Below are 17,660 nucleotides of genomic sequence, written 5' to 3'. Positions count from 1 at the left end.
CCACCACCGGCACACGGTCCGACCGGACGACGATCGTGTGATCCGACCATGGGCCCGGGTCCCCGCGACCCGGGCCCTGTGCCTTTGCACCCTGTCGGCCGTTGCGGCGACCGGCTGACAGGATGGCTCTCCACTTCGGTACGACGAGTCCCTAGCCTTGCCGCATGAGCATCCCCACCGCCGACTCGGCCGCCGGCCAGGCCGTCAAGGCCGCCGACCGCGCGCACGTCTTCCACTCGTGGTCCGCCCAGGCGCTGATCGACCCCCTCGCGGTGGCCGGCGCCGAGGGCTCGTACTTCTGGGACTACGACGGCAACCGCTACCTGGACTTCTCCTCGCAGCTGGTCAACACCAACATCGGGCACCAGCACCCGAAGGTGGTCGCGGCCATCCAAGAGCAGGCGGCGAAGCTCTGCACCATCGCCCCCGGCTTCGCGGTGGAGGCGCGCAGCGAGGCCGCCCGGCTGATCGCCGAGCGCACCCCCGGCGACCTGGACAAGATCTTCTTCACCAACGGCGGCGCCGAGGCCAACGAGAACGCCATCCGGCTGGCCCGGCTGCACACCGGCCGGCAGAAGGTGCTCTCCACCTACCGCTCGTACCACGGCGCCACCGCCAACGCGATCGCCCTCACCGGCGACCCGCGCCGCTGGGCCAGCGAGACCGGTGTCTCCGGCATCGTGCACTTCTGGGGCCCGTACGCCTACCGCAGCAACTTCCACGCCGAGAACGAGGCGCAGGAGTGCGAGCGCGCGCTGGCCCACCTCGAGCAGGTCGTCGCCTTCGAGGGCCCCGGCACCGTCGCCGCCGTCATCCTGGAGACCGTGGTCGGCACCGCCGGCATCCTGGTCCCGCCGCCCGGCTACCTGGCCGGCGTCCGGGAGATCTGCGACCGCTACGGCATCGTCCTCATCCTCGACGAGGTGATGGCCGGCTTCGGCCGCACCGGCGAGTGGTTCGCCGCCGACCACTGGGGCGTCACCCCGGACCTGCTGACCTTCGCCAAGGGCGTCAACTCGGGCTACGTGCCGCTGGGCGGCGTGGCGATCAGCGCGGAGATCGCCGCCACCTTCGCGGAGCGGCCCTTCCCCGGCGGGCTCACCTACTCCGGCCACCCGCTGGCCTGCGCCTCGGCCGTCGCCACCATCAACACCATGGCGGAGGAGGGAATCGTCGAGAACGCCAAGCACATCGGCGAGACCGTGCTCGGCCCCGGCCTGCGCGAGCTGGCGGAGCGCCACCCGTCCATCGGCGAGGTGCGCGGACTCGGTGTCTTCTGGGCGCTCGACCTGGTGAAGGACCGCGCCACCCGCGAGCCGCTGGTGCCGTACAACGCGGCCGGCGCCGCCAACGCGCCGATCGCCGAGCTGGCCGCCGCGTGCAAGCGGCGCGGGCTGTGGCCGTTCGTCAACATGAACCGCTTCCACGTCGTTCCGCCGTGCACGGTGACGGAGGAGGAGGCGAAGGCCGGTCTCGCCGTTCTCGACGAGGTGCTGTCGCTGGCCGACGCGCACACCGTCTGACTCTCACCGACAGGACGGCCCCGGGCGCCCTCGCGTCCGGGGCCGTCTCCCGCTCCGGAGGCTCCACCATGCCCAGCACCACCCCGACCCACCGCCCGAGCGGCCTCCACGGTCCGGCCCGGCGCCGTCCGACCCGCCGCCGGGTGCTCGGCACCGGCGCCGGACTGCTCGGGGCGGCCGCCCTGACCGGCTGCGGCATCCCGTCCGCCTACGTGGACGAGGACCGCCGCTCCGCCCCCGACCGCTCGGAGGGCGAGAAGCGGCTGGGCTTCTCCAACTGGACCCAGTACATCGACACCGACGACGACGGCGGGCGCCCGACCCTGGACGCCTTCACCGAGCGGACCGGCATCAAGGTCACCTACACCGAGGACATCAACGACAACGACGAGTTCTTCGGCAAGATGGGCCCGGTGCTCACCCAGGGCACCGACCCGGGCCGCGACCTGATGGTCGTCAGCGACTGGATGGCCGGCCGGTACGTCTCGCTCGGCTGGGTGCAGGCCATGGACCGGGCCAACCTGCCCAACGTCGCGGCGCAGCTGGACCCGCAGCTGGCCGACCCGGCCTTCGACCCCGGGCGCCGGCGCAGCGTGCCCTGGCAGTCCGGGATCACCGGCATCGCCTACAACCGCAAGGAGCTCGGCCGGGAGATCAGGTCCGTCGCCGACCTCTGGGCACCCGACCTGAAGGGCCGGGTCACCCTGTTCGCCGGGCTGGACGAGGCGCTCGGCCTGCTCATGCTGGCCCAGGGCGCCGACATCTCGGCCTTCACCGAGGACCAGGCCCGGCAGGCGATGGACCTGGTGCAGCGGATGGTCGACAGCCGGCACGTGCGCCGGTTCACCGGCAACGACTACACCAGCGACCTGGCCTCCGGCGCGGCGCTGGCCTGCCAGGCGTACTCCGGTGACGCCGTCCAGCTCACCGCCGAGAACCCGGACATCGCGTTCGTGGTGCCCGAGGAGGGCGGCGAGCTGTGGGCGGAGAGTCTGATGATCCCCAACCGGGCCGGTCACAAGCACAACGCCGAGCTGCTGATCGACCACTACTACCAGCCCGAGGTGGCCGCCGAGCTGGCGGCCGCGGTGCAGTACATCTGCCCCGTTCCGGCCGCCCGCGAGGTGCTGGCGGCCAGCGGGGACCGGGAGAAGGCGGAGCTCGCGGAGCACCCGCTGCTCTTCCCGACCGAGGAGATGCGGGCCCGGCTGCACACCATGCGTGACGTGAACTCCGCGGAGCGGCCCGCGCTGCACAAGGTCTGGACCCGCATCACCGGCGTCTAGCGGCCCTTTCCGGGGCCCGCCCCGCTCCCGCGTCCCCCGGGGCGGGGCGGGGAGCGGGCTCAGCGGCGGACGGCGTCCAGCGCGAGCAGCGCGACGTGCAGCGAGAGGCAGGACTCGACCTGGTCGAGGTCGACCCCGAGGATCCGTTCGACCTTGTGCAGCCGGTCGTAGAAGGACGGCCGGGACAGGTGCGCGGCGTCCGCCGCCGCGGACTTGTTCCGGCCCTGCTCCAGGTAGATCCGCAGCATCTGCACCAGCTGGCCGTTGTGCTCGGCGTCGAAGGCGAGCAGCGGCCCCAGCTCCCGTTCGACGTAGGTCTGCAGCCGGGCGTCGTCCCGCAGCAGGTGCAGCAGTCCGCGCAGCCGCACGTCGGGCAGCCGGTAGTAGGACGCGGCCCGGCCGCCGGGCGCGTCGTGCAGCGCCGCGTCGGCGACCTGGGTGGCCTCCAGCAGGGTGCGCCGGGCGTCGCGGACCGAGCCGACCGAGGAACCGACCGCGACCACCGGCTCCGGCGCGGCGGCGTCCCGGGCCGCCTCGGCGGCCAGCCGGCGCAGCGCCGCGGCGAAGGCGTCCAGCGCGGCGTGTTCGTCCTGCTGCGGGCCGAGCGTGATCAGCACGCCGACACCCTCGTCGTCCAGGGCCCCGACCAGGGCGGACAGCCGGCAGGCGCGGACGGCGCTCGCCGCGAGCTCGGTGAAGTCGCGCAGCCTGGCCTGGGCCTCCAGCGCGGCCGGGATCGGTCCGCGCCGCTGCCGGAGCACCGCGCCGACCAGTCGCCGGCCCTCCAGCGGGACACCGAGCGCCTGGGCGCGCAGGGCCACCTCGGAGACCGTCAGCGCATGGGTGAGGATCCCGGAGAGCAGCGTGCGGTGGGTCTGCCGCTCCAGGCTCTCCCGGTCGCGGACCACCAGCCGGTTGAGGGCCAGCGCGGAGGCGCCGCGCTCCAGCAGCATGGTGAACGGGTGCGGGCCGCCCTCCGGCCGCGGACCGGGCTCCTGCATCAGCACCAGCCGCCCCCAGTCCTGGCCGCGGGCGCCCACCGCGGTGACCAGCCAGCCGCTGCGCGGGTCGTACCCGGTGCGCCCGGGCGGGCGGACCCCGCGCGAGCGGCGCTCCCAGTCCTCCAGCAGCTCGGCCTCGGGCCGGCCGGCGGACTCGTGGGTCAGCACCTGGTGGGCGAGGTTCTCCAGGACGACCGGCGCTCCCGCTATCCGGGACACCTGGCGGACCACCTCGGCCGGTTCGGCGCCCTCCACGACCAGCTCGTTGAACACCTGGTGGATCGCCTCGGAGGTGCGCAGCTGCTCCAGCTGGGCGTTGACCACCAGGGCGTGCACGGCCTCGGTGACCGAGACGAAGCGCAGTTCGCGGCGGAGTGCGATCAGCGGCAGTCCGCGCTGCTCGGCGGCGTGCACCAGGGCGCGCGGCAGGCTGTCGAAGTAGCGCCGGCCGTACTCGATGACCAGTCCGGCCACACCGATGTCGGCGAGCTCGCGCACGTACCGGGCCAGGCCCTCGCGGTCCTCGGGCAGGGCGATGCCGGTGCTCAGCACCAGTTCCCCGCCCTGCAGCATGCCGGCGACGTCGGGCAGCTCGCTGACGTGGACCCAGCGGACCGGGCGTTCCAGGTGGTCGGCTCCGGCCACCACCTGGGGGAGGCCGCGGCGCATCACCTCCAGGTCGAGCACACGGGCGACGGTGGGGAGCATCGCGGGCCTCCAGGGTTCAGAGTGTCAGGGAAATCATCCATCGCGGCGACGACCTGTTGCCCTGCCCGAAGCCTTGCACCTTGTAAGGCGCTTTCCGTCGAGGTTGTCGCAGTGCTCCTTGTCACGCCCCGGCGCCAGCAGGCATGGTCAGCGGGTCGACCGTGACGGATCCGGCCCTGTGGCCGGAACCCGGCGCCACGAGCGCGACGACCGGCCTGCCGGCCACGCCCCGGTCCGCCCCCGCGCCCGCCCCCACGGCGGCGCCGGCGGGACGGCCCGGGACCGCCGTCCGGCCGGTCGCACCACCGGAACCTGGAGGAACCAGATGGACCTGACCGACTTCGGCGCGGGCGCGCAGTACATCGCGGGCCGGCAGAGCCGGGGGAGCGGTGACGCTTTCCAGGTCGTCAACCCGGCCGACGGCAGCGTCGTCGAGGAGTTCTCGCTGGCCTCCACCGGACAGGTCGACGAGGCCGTGGCCGCCGCCCGGGCCGCGCTGCCGGAGTGGGCCGGTGCCACCCCCGGTGCCCGTTCCGAGGCGCTCACCCGGCTGGCCGCCGTGCTCACCGACGCGGCGGCCGACCTCGCCCGGGTGGAGACCGCGCAGACCGGCAAGCCGATCAAGCTCTCCACCGAGTTCGACGTCCCCGGCACCATCGACAACGCGGCCTTCTTCGCCGGGGCCGCCCGCAACCTCGAGGGCAAGGCGGCCGGCGAGTACTCCGGCGACCACACCTCCTACGTGCGGCGCGAGGCGATCGGCGTGGTCGGTTCGATCTCGCCCTGGAACTACCCGCTCCAGATGGCCGCCTGGAAGGTCCTCCCGGCGATCGCGGCCGGCAACACCATCGTCCTCAAGCCCGCCGAGCTGACCCCGCTGACCTCGCTGATGTTCGCCTGGGCCTGCACCCTGGCCGGCATCCCGGACGGCGTGGTCAACGTGGTCACCGGCGCGGGCCGGGTCGCGGGCGAGCACCTGGTGTCGCACCCGGACGTCGCGATGGTCTCCTTCACCGGCTCGACCCCGGTCGGCAGGCGGGTCGCCGAACTCGCCACCGCGACCGTCAAGCGCACCCACCTGGAGCTCGGCGGCAAGGCCCCGTTCGTGGTCTTCGACGACGCCGACCTCGACGCCGCCGTGCACGGCGCCGTCGCCGCCTCCCTGATCAACAGCGGCCAGGACTGCACCGCCGCCACCCGCGCCTACGTCCAGCGCCCGCTCTACGACGCCTTCGTGGCCGGCGTGGCCGAGCTGTACGAGGGGATCCGGCTGGGCGACCCGCTGGACCCGCGCACCGACCTCGGCCCGCTGGTCTCCTTCACCCACCGCGACCGGGTGGCCGGCTTCGTCGAGCGCGCCCGCGGCTACGCGACGGTGGTCACCGGAGGCGCGGCCCCCGCGACGGGCCACGACGGCACCGACCTCACCCGCGGCGCCTACTACCGCCCCACCCTGATCACCGGCGCCGCCCAGGACAGCGAGGTCGTCCAGGGCGAGATCTTCGGCCCGGTGCTGGTGGTCCTGCCCTTCGACAGCGACGACGAGGGACTGCGGCTGGCCAACGACACCCCCTACGGCCTGGCCGCCTCCGCCTGGACGGGCAACGTCCACCGCTCGCTGCGGGCCACCCGCGAGCTGGCGGCCGGCTGCGTCTGGGTCAACGACCACATCCCGATCATCAGCGAGATGCCGCACGGCGGCTACAAGTCCTCCGGCTACGGCAAGGACATGTCGCAGTACTCGCTGGACGAGTACACCCAGGTCAAGCACGTCATGTTCGACACCACCGCGGTCGCCCGCAAGGACTGGCACCGCACCGTCTTCGGAGACAGATAACCCGGACCGGGGTGCCCCCCACACCCCTCTTCGCCCCCAGGAGGCCCGTCCCATGGCGTTCAACGAGCTCACCGACGGACTGTCGGAACCGGTCCGCAAGGCCTGGGAACGCAGTCTGAGCAGTGGCCGGGCCGCTCTCGGCCGCCGCGCGGTGCTGCGCGCCGCCGCCCTGACCGCCGGTGCGGCCGGCCTCGCGGCCTGCGGCATCCCGCCCGCCGGGAACACCGGCGGCACGGGCGACTCCACCGCGAACGCCGCCAAGGACCTCTCGGACAGCGAGAAGGAGGTGAACTTCTCCAACTGGCCGCTCTACGTCGACACCGACGAGAACGACAAGGAGAAGCACGGCACCCTGGAGGCCTTCACCGCCGCCACCGGCATCAAGGTCAAGTACACCGAGGACGTCAACGACAACGTCGAGTTCTTCGGCAAGGTCAAGCCGCAGCTCGCCGCGGGCCAGGACACCGGCCGCGACCTGATGGTGCTGACCGACTGGATGGCCGCCCGGATGATCCGCCTCGGCTGGGCGCAGAAGCTCGACCCGGCCAACGTCACCACCGCCATCACCAACGTCGAGTCCCGCTTCCGGGCCCCCGACTGGGACCCGGGCCGCCTGTACAGCTACCCGTGGGCCGGCATCCAGGTCGTCATCGCCTACAACCGCAAGGCCACCAAGGGGAAGGAGGTCAGCAGCGTCGCCCAGCTGCTGGAGGACCCCGACCTCAAGGGCCGGGTGACCTTCCTCTCCGAGATGCGCGACAGCATCGGCATCACCCTCCTCGACATGGGCAAGGACCCGGCGAACTTCACCGCCGACGACTACGCCGCCGCGGTCGCCCGGCTGCAGAAGGCGGTCGACAACAAGCAGATCCGCCGCTTCACCGGCAACGACTACGGCCAGGAGCTCTCCTCCGGGGACATCGCTGCCTGCGTCGCCTGGGGCGGCGACCTGATCCAGCTGCGGGCCGACAACCCTGACATCGAGTTCGTCGTCCCCGAGAAGGGCTTCGTGACCAGCACCGACAACCTGCTGGTGCCGGCCAGGGCCCAGCACAAGACGAACGCCGAGAAGCTGATCGACTTCTACTACCGGCCGAAGATCGCGGCGCAGCTGACCGCAGGCATCGGCTACGTCTCCGCCGTCACCGGGATGAAGGAGGAGCTGGCCGCGATCGCCCCCGACAGCGCGGCCAACCCGCTGGTCGTCCCCACTCCCGAGATGGCGGCCAGGGCGCACGTCTTCCGGACCCTCACCGAGACCGAGGAGAGCGACTTCGAGGAGAAGTTCTCCAAGCTCATCGGCGCCTGACCCCCACTGACGGCAGCGAACCCAGAGAGACACCATCCATGACAGAGCAGCAGAGCCCCGCGGCCGTCGGCGGCGACGTCCGGCTCACCGGCATCGGCAAGACCTACGGCTCCTTCACCGCCGTGCACCCGCTGGACCTGACCGTCCCCCAGGGCTCCTTCTTCGCCCTGCTCGGCGCGTCCGGCTGCGGCAAGACCACCACCCTGCGGATGATCGCCGGCCTGGAGGAGCCGACCAGCGGCACCGTCCTGATCGGCGGCCAGGACGTCACCGCCCTGCCCCCGTACAAGCGGCCGGTGAACACCGTCTTCCAGAGCTACGCGCTCTTCCCGCACCTCGACATATTCGAGAACGTCGCCTTCGGTCTGCGCCGGCGCGGCCGCAAGGACGTCAAGAAGCAGGTCGAGGACATGCTCGAACTCGTCGAGCTCGGCCAGTACGCCCGGCGCAAGCCGCACCAGCTCTCCGGCGGCCAGCAGCAGCGCGTCGCCGTCGCCCGCGCGCTCATCAACCACCCCCAGGTGCTGCTCCTCGACGAGCCGCTCGGCGCCCTCGACCTCAAGCTCCGCCGCCAGATGCAGCTGGAGCTCAAGCGGATCCAGACCGAGGTCGGCATCACCTTCGTGCACGTCACCCACGACCAGGAGGAGGCCATGACCATGGCCGACACCATCGCGGTGATGAACGGCGGCCGGGTCGAGCAGCTCGGCGCGCCCGCCGACCTCTACGAGAACCCCGCCACCACCTTCGTGGCCAACTTCCTCGGCCAGTCCAACCTGCTGCCCGCCGACGTCACCGGCGGCGCCGGCGAGGACCTGCTGCTCACCGCCGGCGGCGCCCGGCTCACCGTGCCCCGGGCCCGCTGCGCCACCGAGGCCAAGCGGGTCCACCTCGGCGTCCGCCCGGAGAAGATCACCATCGAGCACGGCTCCGCCGAGGTCGCCGAGGGCCGCAACCGGCTGGCCGGCACCGTCGTCGACTCCAGCTTCATCGGTGTCTCCACCCAGTACCTGGTGCGCACCGACGGCGGCCAGGAGGTCACCGTCTTCGAGCAGAACATGGAGCGCGACGCCCGGGTCGTCCCCGGTGCCCCGGTCGTCCTGCACTGGAACCCGGCCCACTCCTTCGCCCTCGACGCCGCGCAGGCGATCGACGCGGGCACCGGGGAGGCGGCGGCATGACCACCACCACCGAAGCCGCCCCGCCACAGGCGATACCCCCCGACAGCGGCCCGGCCACCGGCTCCGCACCGAAGCCCCGGCGCAAGCTCACGCCTTACTGGCTGCTGCTGCCCGGCGTCGCCTGGCTGGTCGTCTTCTTCGCGGTGCCGATGCTCTACCAGGGCTCCACCTCGCTGCAGACCGGCTCGCTCGAGGACGGCTTCCGCGTCACCTGGCACCTCGCCACGTACTGGGACGCCCTGGCCGAGTACAAGTGGCACTTCGTCCGCTCGTTCGGCTACGCCGCCACGGCCACCCTGCTCTGCCTCGCCATCGGCTACCCGCTCGCCTACACGATCGCCTTCAAGGCGAGCAAGCGCTGGCGCAGCGTGCTGCTGATCCTGGTCATCGCGCCGTTCTTCACCAGCTTCCTGATCCGCACGCTGGCCTGGAAGACGATCCTCTCGGACGGCGGCCCCGTGGTCGGGGTGCTCAACACCCTGCACGTCCTGGACGTCACGAGCGCGATCGGCCTCACCTCCGGCGACCGCGTGCTGGCCACCCCGCTCGCCGTGGTCTGCGGTCTCACCTACAACTTCCTGCCGTTCATGATCCTGCCGCTGTACACCTCGCTGGAGCGGATCGACCCGCGCCTGCACGAGGCTGCCGGGGACCTCTACGCCCGCCCGTTCACCACCTTCCGCAAGGTCACCTTCCCGATCTCGCTCCCCGGTGTGGTCGCGGGCACCCTGCTCACCTTCATCCCGGCCTCCGGCGACTACATCAACGCCCAGCTGCTGGGCTCGCCGAGCGAGCAGATGGTCGGCAACGGCATCCAGAAGCAGTTCCTGAACGTGCTCGACTACCCCACGGCCGCCGCGCTCAGCTTCATCCTGATGGCCCTGATCCTGGGCATGGTGACGGTCTACATGCGCAAGGCCGGGACGGAGGAACTGGTCTGATGTCCCGACTCTTCACATGGATCCGGGCGCACCTGGTGGTGCTGGCGGGCCTGCTGGCCCTCGCCTACCTGGTGCTGCCCAACCTGGTGGTCCTCGCCTTCTCGTTCAACAAGCCGGTCGGCAAGTTCAACTACGAGTGGAACGAGTTCTCCACCGACGCCTGGACCGACCCCTGCGGCGTCGCCGACATGTGCCAGTCGCTCTCGCTGAGCCTCCAGGTCGCGGTGCTCGCCACCGTCGGCGCCACCGTGCTCGGCACCATGGTCGCCTTCGCGCTGGCCCGCTACCGCTTCCGCGGCCGCTCCGCCACCACCGCGATGATCTTCCTGCCGATGGCGATGCCCGAGGTGGTGATGGCCGCCTCGCTCGGCACGCTCTTCCTCAACATGCGCATCCCGTTCGGCTTCACCACCATCCTCATCGCGCACATCATGTTCTGCCTGAGCTTCGTGGTGACGGCGGTCAAGGCACGCGTGATGAGCATGGACCCGCGGCTCGAACAGGCCGCCCAGGACCTCTACGCCACCCCGGTGCAGACCTTCCTGCGGGTCACCCTGCCCCTCGCCGCCCCGGGCATCGCGGCCGGCGCGCTGCTCAGCTTCGCGCTCTCCTTCGACGACTTCATCATCACCCAGTTCAACTCGGGCCCGACCACGGTCACCTTCCCGATGTTCGTCTGGGGCGCCTCGCAGCGCGGCATCCCGGTGCAGGTGAACGTCATCGGCACCGCGATGTTCATCGCCGCCGTCGGTCTCACCGTGGGCGGACAGTGGCTCGGGAACCGCCGGAAGGCGACCGCCTGACCACCCCGGCCGCCGTCCCGGCGTACCGTCGGGACGGCGGCCGATCATCACCATCGATGTGCAGAAAGTGGCTGATAATGCATGGACTCCGCCCGCGCGCTCAGTGACGCCAGGCCCACCCCCTTCTGGCTCGAGGACCCGGGACGGCCGACGGCGCAGCCCGCCCTGGTCGGCGACGCCCACTGCGACCTCCTGGTCGTCGGCGGCGGCTACTCCGGCCTCTGGACCGCCCTCGTCGCCAAGGAGCGCGACCCCTCCCTGGACGTCGTCCTGGTCGAGGGGCAGGAAGTGGGCTGGGCCGCGTCCGGGCGCAACGGCGGATTCTGCGCGGCCAGCCTGACCCACGGCTTCGGCAACGGCCTGCAGCGCTGGCCCGCCGAGCTCGGCCGGCTGGAGCGCCTCGGCGCCGACAACCTCGACGGCATCGAGGCCACCCTCACCCGCTACGGCATCGACGCCGAGTGGGAGCGCACCGGCGAGATCGACATCGCCACCCAGCCGCACCAGCTCGACGAGCTGCACGAGGTCGCCGAGGCCGTCGCCCAGTACGGCCTCGACGTCACCGTGCTCGACCGCGACGAGCTGCGCGCCCAGGTCGACTCGCCGACCTTCCTCGGGGGGATCTGGGACAAGGAGGGCGTGGCCATGGTCCACCCCGCCAAGCTCGCCTGGGGCCTCAAGCAGGCCTGCCTCGGCCTGGGCGTGCGGATCTTCGAGCACACCCCGGCCGAAGCCCTGCGCGAGCACGGCGCCGGCATGGCCGTCCGCACCCCTTACGGCCGGATCTTCGCCGGCAAGGTCGCGCTCGGCACCAACGCCTTCCCCTCCCTGGTCAAGCGCGTCCGTCCGTTCATCGTCCCGGTGTACGACTACGCGCTGATGACCGAGCCGCTCACCGACGAGCAGCTGGCCGCGATCGGCTGGAAGGGCCGGCAGGGCCTCAGCGACAGCGCCAACAAGTTCCACTACTTCCGGCTCTCCGCGGACAACCGGATCCTCTGGGGCGGGTACGACGCCGTCTACCACTTCGGCGGGCACGTCCGGCACGAGTACGACCAGCGGCCGGAGACCTTCCGCACCCTCGCCCGGAACTTCTTCACCTGCTTCCCGCAGCTGGAGGGCGTCCGCTTCACCAACGCGTGGGGCGGCGCGATCGACACCTGCAGCAGGTTCTCCGCGTTCTTCGACACCGCCTACCGGGGCCGGGTCGCCTACGCCGCCGGCTACACCGGCCTCGGCGTCGGTGCCACCCGGTTCGGCGCCGAGGTCATGCTCGACCTGCTCTCCGGCGAGCGCACCGAGCGCACCGAACTGGAGATGGTGCGGCGCAAGCCGCTGCCCTTCCCGCCCGAGCCGGTCCGCTGGGCCGGCATCGGGATCACCACCCGCTCGCTGGAGCGCGCCGACCGCACCGGCGGGGAGCGCAACCTGTGGCTGCGCACCCTCGACAAGCTGGGGCTCGGCTTCGACAGCTGACCTGGACGCGGGTCCGGTCCGGTGCGGATCCCGGCCGGAGCCGCGGGCCGCGGCCTTGTGCCGGACCCTTGTGTCGGACTCGTGTGCCGGACTCGTGTGCCGGACCCGTGTAAGGGAGACCCGCCGTTCGCCTCTCGAAGGTGACGGCGGGTCTCCGCATGCCCCGCCGCGCCATCGAACACACCGACGCGCAGAGCGGGGACAGCACATGGAGACCACGGCACTCGACTGGCTGGCCCAGGCCGCGCCGGACCCGCAGGCCTTCCGGGCCCAGTGGGAACGCTCCGGCCTCGGCCTGGTCCTGCTCCCGGCCGGGCGGTACTGGGACGTCCTCTCGGTACCCGGCAGGCTCGGCCGCCCGGTCGTCGAACTCCTCGGCACCGGCTCCTGCGGACCGGTCCTGGCCGACTTCGGCGAGGAGCACATCGGCTTCCTGGTGCCCGCCGGCACCGCCGCCCGCTGGATCGGCACCGGCGTGCGGTGCGCCGGGGAGGGCACCTGGATCGTCGTCCCCCACCCCGAGCGGCGGGGCCGGGGCGTGCGCTGGCTCGTCCCACCCGACGGGTCCGGACGGCTCAACGACCCCGTGCTCCTGGAACTCGCCCTGCACGAGGCGGCGGCCGGGCTCGGCGACTGGTGACCGGCCCGGCCCGGCCGGCCCTACGGCCCCCGGGCCGGGCGCGCCGGAGGGGACGGCGCGCCAGACTGGAGGGGTGACCACAGCCGCGGACGCCGTCGACCCCGCCCTCCACCCGGGCGCGGCCCAGCTGCGCCTCGTCGACCTGGCCAGGCCCGTGTGCGAGCGCCACGGCCTCGCCCTCGCCGGTGGGCACGCCCTGCGCGCCCACGGCGTCGCGGCCTGCGACCAGGACGGGATCACCCTGGTCGCCGACGGGACCGCCGACCTGCCCCGGGCCGCCGCCGAGCTGGCGCACGCCTACCGGACGGCGGGCGGCGTGGTGGCCCAGCGTCCGGGCACGCCCCGGCTGGAACAGCTCTCCGTCGGGCTGACCCTGGGCGGGCGGGCGCACACCGTGGAACTGCGCAAGGAACCGCTGGCCCACCGCCCGGTCCAGCTCGACCTCGGCGGCCCCGGCCCCGCGAGCCCTGATCCCGACGGTGCCGGTCCCGGCGGCTCCGGTCCCGGCACTCCGCTCGTCGTGGCTACGGTCGCGCTGGAGGACGCCGCCGCCCTCACCACCGCGCTGCTGGTCGACCGGGCCCTGCCCCGGGACCTGATCGACGTGCACGCCCTTACCGCCTGCTACCGGGAAGGCGAACTGCTCGCGCTGGCCACCGCGCTGGACGCCGAGTTCCAGCCCACCGCGCTCGCCGAACGGCTGGAGACCCTGGCCGAGGCCGCCGACGGGCGGTTCCGGGCCCGCGGCCTGCCCGCCGGGGAGGTCGACGCGCTGAAGCGATGGGCGCTGGCCTGGGCCCAGGACCTCAGGCTGGACCTGCTGGAGACCCAGGAGGCCGCGGACGGCCTGCACGACCCGTACCTGGAGGACGTGGAAGCCCGGGAGGACCAGGTGGGCGAGGGCCTCGGACCGGGTCGGCAGTACGACCTGTAAGGCTGAATCCGCAATCCCCGTCAGCCTGTTCGTTGAGGCGGCGTCGACCGCGCAGCAGACTGGAGGAGTGAGCGCGGTAGCCCCGTGACCTCGCCGCCCCGTCCCGTGCGGGCGGCGTCACACAAGGGACCGGTGGCGCAAGGCCGCCCGGACTTCGGAGGCAGACGGACCTTGAGCAAGCACATCACCCACTGGATCGGCGGCCGCCCGGTCGCCACCGCCGGTGCCGCGCCCCGTCGCGGTGACATCTTCGACCCGGCCACCGGCCAGGTCACGGGTCACGTCGACTTCGCGGACGTCGCGGACGTCGACCAGGCGGTGGCCGCCGCCGCCTCGGCCTTCACCGAGTGGCGCACCGCCTCGATCGCCAAGCGCACCACGGTGCTCTTCGCCTTTCGCGAGCTGCTCAACGCCCGCAAGGACGAGCTGGCGTCGATCATCGTCGCCGAGCACGGCAAGGTGCACTCGGACGCGCTCGGCGAGATCGCCCGCGGTCTCGAGGTCGTCGAGTACGCCTGCGGCATCCCGCAGCTGCTCAAGGGCGGCTTCACCGAGCAGGCGTCCACCGGCATCGATGTCTACTCGATCCGCCAGCCGCTCGGTCCGGTCGCGATCATCTCGCCGTTCAACTTCCCGGCCATGGTGCCGATGTGGTTCTTCCCGATCGCCGTCGCCGCCGGCAACACCGTGGTGCTCAAGCCGTCCGAGAAGGACCCGTCCGCCGCGAACTTCCTCGCCGAGCTGTGGAAGGAGGCCGGCCTGCCGGACGGCGTCTTCAACGTCGTGCACGGTGACAAGGTCGCGGTCGACCGGCTGCTGGAGCACCCCGACATCAAGTCGGTCAGCTTCGTGGGCTCCACCCCGATCGCCCGCTACGTCTACGAGACCGGCACCCGCTACGGCAAGCGCGTCCAGGCCCTCGGCGGCGCCAAGAACCACATGCTGGTCCTGCCGGACGCCGACCTCGACCTGAGCGCCGACGCCGCCGTCAACGCTGGCTTCGGCGCGGCCGGCGAGCGCTGCATGGCGGTCTCCGTCCTGGTCGCGGTCGACCCGATCGGCGACGAGCTGGTCGAGAAGATCAAGCAGCGGGTCGCCACCCTCACCGTGGGCCCCGGCTGCAACGGCGAGTCCGAGATGGGCCCGCTGGTCACCGGCCAGCACCGGGACAAGGTCACCTCCTACGTGGAGTCCGGCCTCGCCGACGGCGCCGAGCTGGCCGTCGACGGCCGCAAGCACGAGATCACCGCCGAGGACCGCAACGGTTCGCCGACCGCGGACGGCTTCTGGCTCGGCCCCACCCTGTTCGACCACGTCAAGCCCGGCATGTCCGTCTACAACGACGAGATCTTCGGCCCGGTCCTGTCCGTGGTCCGGGTCGCCTCCTACGAGGAGGGCCTGGCCCTCATCAACGCGAACCCGTACGGCAACGGCACCGCCATCTTCACCAACGACGGCGGCGCGGCCCGGCGCTTCCAGTACGAGGTCGAGGTCGGCATGGTCGGCATCAACGTGCCGATCCCGGTCCCGGTCGCCTACTACTCCTTCGGCGGCTGGAAGGCCTCGCTGTTCGGCGACGCCCACGCCTACGGCCAGGACGGCGTCCAGTTCTTCACCCGCGGCAAGGCGGTCACCCAGCGCTGGCTGGACCCCTCGCACGGTGGCATCAACCTGGGCTTCCCGACCAACGACTGATCCGGCCGGGCTCCCCGCCCGCCTCCGCCCCGAGTCCGGCCAGCTCCGCAGGCCGGCCCGCACCCGTGCGGGCCGGCCTGCGCGTTGTCCCGGGAGTTTGCCGGGCGTTTGCCTTCGGCCGCGAACCGGCGTAGTGTTCTCTAGTCGCTCGACAGGGAGCACCGGACACGCAGCAGCGCGGACGGTCCCGGGGCGGCCAATCCTCGAAACACCACTTCCAGAACCGACTGAGCTGCGCCATGCCTTTTGGCTTTCGCGGCGAGGGTTTGTTTTGTTGTGCTCATTTTTGATGATTGCGGCCGGATTCGCTTTTCGGAGCGGGGATCGGCTAGAGTTTGAAACGTCGGACGGGGCGTCAAGCCGCAGAAGACACCAGCGAGTTGGGTGAAGGAAGCGCCGGGAACGGCACGGAAAACATCTGATAAGCTGGGAACACGAAAGAACGAAGCGCCCGGAGGGCCGGTGTGAAAGCCGCCCGAAGGAAGTGTCCGTTCCTTGAGAACTCAACAGCGTGCCAAAAGTCAACGCCAGATATGTTGACATCCCCGGCCTCAGGGTTTCCTGGGGTTGGAGATTCCTTTTGAAGTAAACACTAGCGAGGACGCAGTGCGCGGGGCCGCCCTATTCCGGTGGTTGCCGTGCCGCTCGACGCGAGTGCCGCTCGATTACGAGCAGACATTCACGGAGAGTTTGATCCTGGCTCAGGACGAACGCTGGCGGCGTGCTTAACACATGCAAGTCGAACGGTGAAGCCCTTCGGGGTGGATCAGTGGCGAACGGGTGAGTAACACGTGGGCAATCTGCCCTGCACTCTGGGACAAGCCCTGGAAACGGGGTCTAATACCGGATATGACCCGGGACCGCATGGTCCTGGGTGTAAAGCTCCGGCGGTGCAGGATGAGCCCGCGGCCTATCAGCTTGTTGGTGGGGTAATGGCCTACCAAGGCGACGACGGGTAGCCGGCCTGAGAGGGCGACCGGCCACACTGGGACTGAGACACGGCCCAGACTCCTACGGGAGGCAGCAGTGGGGAATATTGCACAATGGGCGAAAGCCTGATGCAGCGACGCCGCGTGAGGGACGACGGCCTTCGGGTTGTAAACCTCTTTCAGCAGGGAAGAAGCGCAAGTGACGGTACCTGCAGAAGAAGCACCGGCTAACTACGTGCCAGCAGCCGCGGTAATACGTAGGGTGCGAGCGTTGTCCGGAATTATTGGGCGTAAAGAGCTCGTAGGCGGCCTGTCGCGTCGGATGTGAAAGCCCGGGGCTCAACCCCGGGTCTGCATTCGATACGGGCAGGCTGGAGTGTGGTAGGGGAGATCGGAATTCCTGGTGTAGCGGTGAAATGCGCAGATATCAGGAGGAACACCGGTGGCGAAGGCGGATCTCTGGGCCATTACTGACGCTGAGGAGCGAAAGCGTGGGGAGCGAACAGGATTAGATACCCTGGTAGTCCACGCCGTAAACGTTGGGAACTAGGTGTTGGCGACATTCCACGTCGTCGGTGCCGCAGCTAACGCATTAAGTTCCCCGCCTGGGGAGTACGGCCGCAAGGCTAAAACTCAAAGGAATTGACGGGGGCCCGCACAAGCAGCGGAGCATGTGGCTTAATTCGACGCAACGCGAAGAACCTTACCAAGGCTTGACATATGCCGGAAACGTCCAGAGATGGGCGCCCCCTTGTGGTCGGTATACAGGTGGTGCATGGTTGTCGTCAGCTCGTGTCGTGAGATGTTGGGTTAAGTCCCGCAACGAGCGCAACCCTTGTTCTGTGTTGCCAGCATGCCTTTCGGGGTGATGGGGACTCACAGGAGACTGCCGGGGTCAACTCGGAGGAAGGTGGGGACGACGTCAAATCATCATGCCCCTTATGTCTTGGGCTGCACACGTGCTACAATGGTCGGTACAAAGGGCTGCGATGCCGCGAGGCGGAGCGAATCCCAAAAAGCCGGCCTCAGTTCGGATTGGGGTCTGCAACTCGACCCCATGAAGTTGGAGTTGCTAGTAATCGCAGATCAGCATGCTGCGGTGAATACGTTCCCGGGCCTTGTACACACCGCCCGTCACGTCACGAAAGTCGGTAACACCCGAAGCCGGTGGCCTAACCCGTAAGGGGAGGAGCCGTCGAAGGTGGGACCAGCGATTGGGACGAAGTCGTAACAAGGTAGCCGTACCGGAAGGTGCGGCTGGATCACCTCCTTTCTAAGGAGCAATGTGCCGCTTGCAGGCGAATGTTCTGCACGGTCGCTCATGGGTGGAACGTTGACTATTCGGCACACTGGGCAAGGGCCCTGTTAGTACTGCTTCGGCGTGGAAAACAGAGTTC

Annotated in this window: 12 protein-coding genes and 1 rRNA gene; 12 read left to right on the top strand and 1 reads right to left on the bottom strand. The window is 70.7% G+C overall.

From position 1 onward, the window contains the following. Window positions 1–164: 164 nt before the first annotated feature. Both BLU95_RS14390 and BLU95_RS14385 read left to right on the top strand, forming a co-directional pair. Window positions 165–1,523: an aspartate aminotransferase family protein gene (locus BLU95_RS14390; protein ID WP_093860364.1), complete on the top strand. Its 1,359-nt coding sequence runs from the start codon at window positions 165–167 to the stop codon at window positions 1,521–1,523. 68 nt (window positions 1,524–1,591) lie between these two features. Further along, window positions 1,592–2,809, top strand: coding sequence for a polyamine ABC transporter substrate-binding protein (locus tag BLU95_RS14385; protein ID WP_093860363.1), 1,218 nt, complete (start codon window positions 1,592–1,594; stop codon window positions 2,807–2,809). 59 nt (window positions 2,810–2,868) lie between these two features. On the opposite strand, the gene BLU95_RS14380 is transcribed toward BLU95_RS14385, so the two are convergent. Further along, window positions 2,869–4,518: a PucR family transcriptional regulator gene (locus BLU95_RS14380; RefSeq protein WP_093860362.1), complete on the bottom strand. Its 1,650-nt coding sequence runs from the start codon at window positions 4,516–4,518 to the stop codon at window positions 2,869–2,871. A 325-nt stretch (window positions 4,519–4,843) separates the two neighbouring features. On the opposite strand from BLU95_RS14380, the gene BLU95_RS14375 reads away from it, so the two are divergent. The 10 genes from BLU95_RS14375 to BLU95_RS14330 all read left to right on the top strand — a co-directional run bounded on the left by BLU95_RS14375 (window position 4,844) and on the right by BLU95_RS14330 (window position 17,536). Then, window positions 4,844–6,355, top strand: a complete 1,512-nt coding sequence (locus tag BLU95_RS14375; RefSeq protein WP_093864878.1) for a gamma-aminobutyraldehyde dehydrogenase — start codon at window positions 4,844–4,846, stop codon at window positions 6,353–6,355. 52 nt (window positions 6,356–6,407) lie between these two features. Further along, on the top strand, window positions 6,408–7,664 hold the full coding sequence (locus tag BLU95_RS14370; RefSeq protein ID WP_093860361.1) for a polyamine ABC transporter substrate-binding protein: 1,257 nt from the start codon (window positions 6,408–6,410) through the stop codon (window positions 7,662–7,664). A gap of 38 nt (window positions 7,665–7,702) precedes the next feature. Next, window positions 7,703–8,845 carry an ABC transporter ATP-binding protein gene (locus BLU95_RS14365; RefSeq protein ID WP_093860360.1) on the top strand — a complete coding sequence of 381 codons (1,143 nt, stop codon included), beginning with the start codon at window positions 7,703–7,705 and terminating at the stop codon, window positions 8,843–8,845. Continuing rightward, on the top strand, window positions 8,842–9,786 hold the full coding sequence (locus BLU95_RS14360) for an ABC transporter permease (RefSeq protein WP_093860359.1): 945 nt from the start codon (window positions 8,842–8,844) through the stop codon (window positions 9,784–9,786). Before BLU95_RS14365 ends, BLU95_RS14360 begins: the two co-directional genes overlap by 4 nt. Beyond that, window positions 9,786–10,589 carry an ABC transporter permease gene (locus BLU95_RS14355; RefSeq protein WP_093860358.1) on the top strand — a complete coding sequence of 268 codons (804 nt, stop codon included), beginning with the start codon at window positions 9,786–9,788 and terminating at the stop codon, window positions 10,587–10,589. Before BLU95_RS14360 ends, BLU95_RS14355 begins: the two co-directional genes overlap by 1 nt. 81 nt (window positions 10,590–10,670) lie before the next feature. Next, window positions 10,671–12,065: an NAD(P)/FAD-dependent oxidoreductase gene (locus BLU95_RS14350; RefSeq protein ID WP_093860357.1), complete on the top strand. Its 1,395-nt coding sequence runs from the start codon at window positions 10,671–10,673 to the stop codon at window positions 12,063–12,065. A gap of 208 nt (window positions 12,066–12,273) precedes the next feature. Beyond that, entirely contained in the window at window positions 12,274–12,705 is a 432-nt protein-coding gene (locus tag BLU95_RS14345) for a bifunctional DNA primase/polymerase (protein WP_093860356.1), read from the top strand. A 73-nt stretch (window positions 12,706–12,778) separates the two neighbouring features. Beyond that, window positions 12,779–13,639: a nucleotidyl transferase AbiEii/AbiGii toxin family protein gene (locus BLU95_RS14340; RefSeq protein WP_093860355.1), complete on the top strand. Its 861-nt coding sequence runs from the start codon at window positions 12,779–12,781 to the stop codon at window positions 13,637–13,639. A gap of 171 nt (window positions 13,640–13,810) precedes the next feature. Then, window positions 13,811–15,334 carry a CoA-acylating methylmalonate-semialdehyde dehydrogenase gene (locus BLU95_RS14335; protein WP_093860354.1) on the top strand — a complete coding sequence of 508 codons (1,524 nt, stop codon included), beginning with the start codon at window positions 13,811–13,813 and terminating at the stop codon, window positions 15,332–15,334. Window positions 15,335–16,012: 678 nt separating this feature from the next. Next, a 16S ribosomal RNA gene (locus BLU95_RS14330) occupies window positions 16,013–17,536 on the top strand. Window positions 17,537–17,660 lie beyond the last annotated feature (124 nt).

Origin of the sequence: Streptomyces sp. TLI_053 (assembly GCF_900105395.1) — a bacterium.
Taxonomy (GTDB): Bacteria; Actinomycetota; Actinomycetes; order Streptomycetales; family Streptomycetaceae; genus Kitasatospora.
Note: the sequence above shows the minus strand (reverse complement) of the source record. Positions and strands in the feature narration are given on the sequence as shown.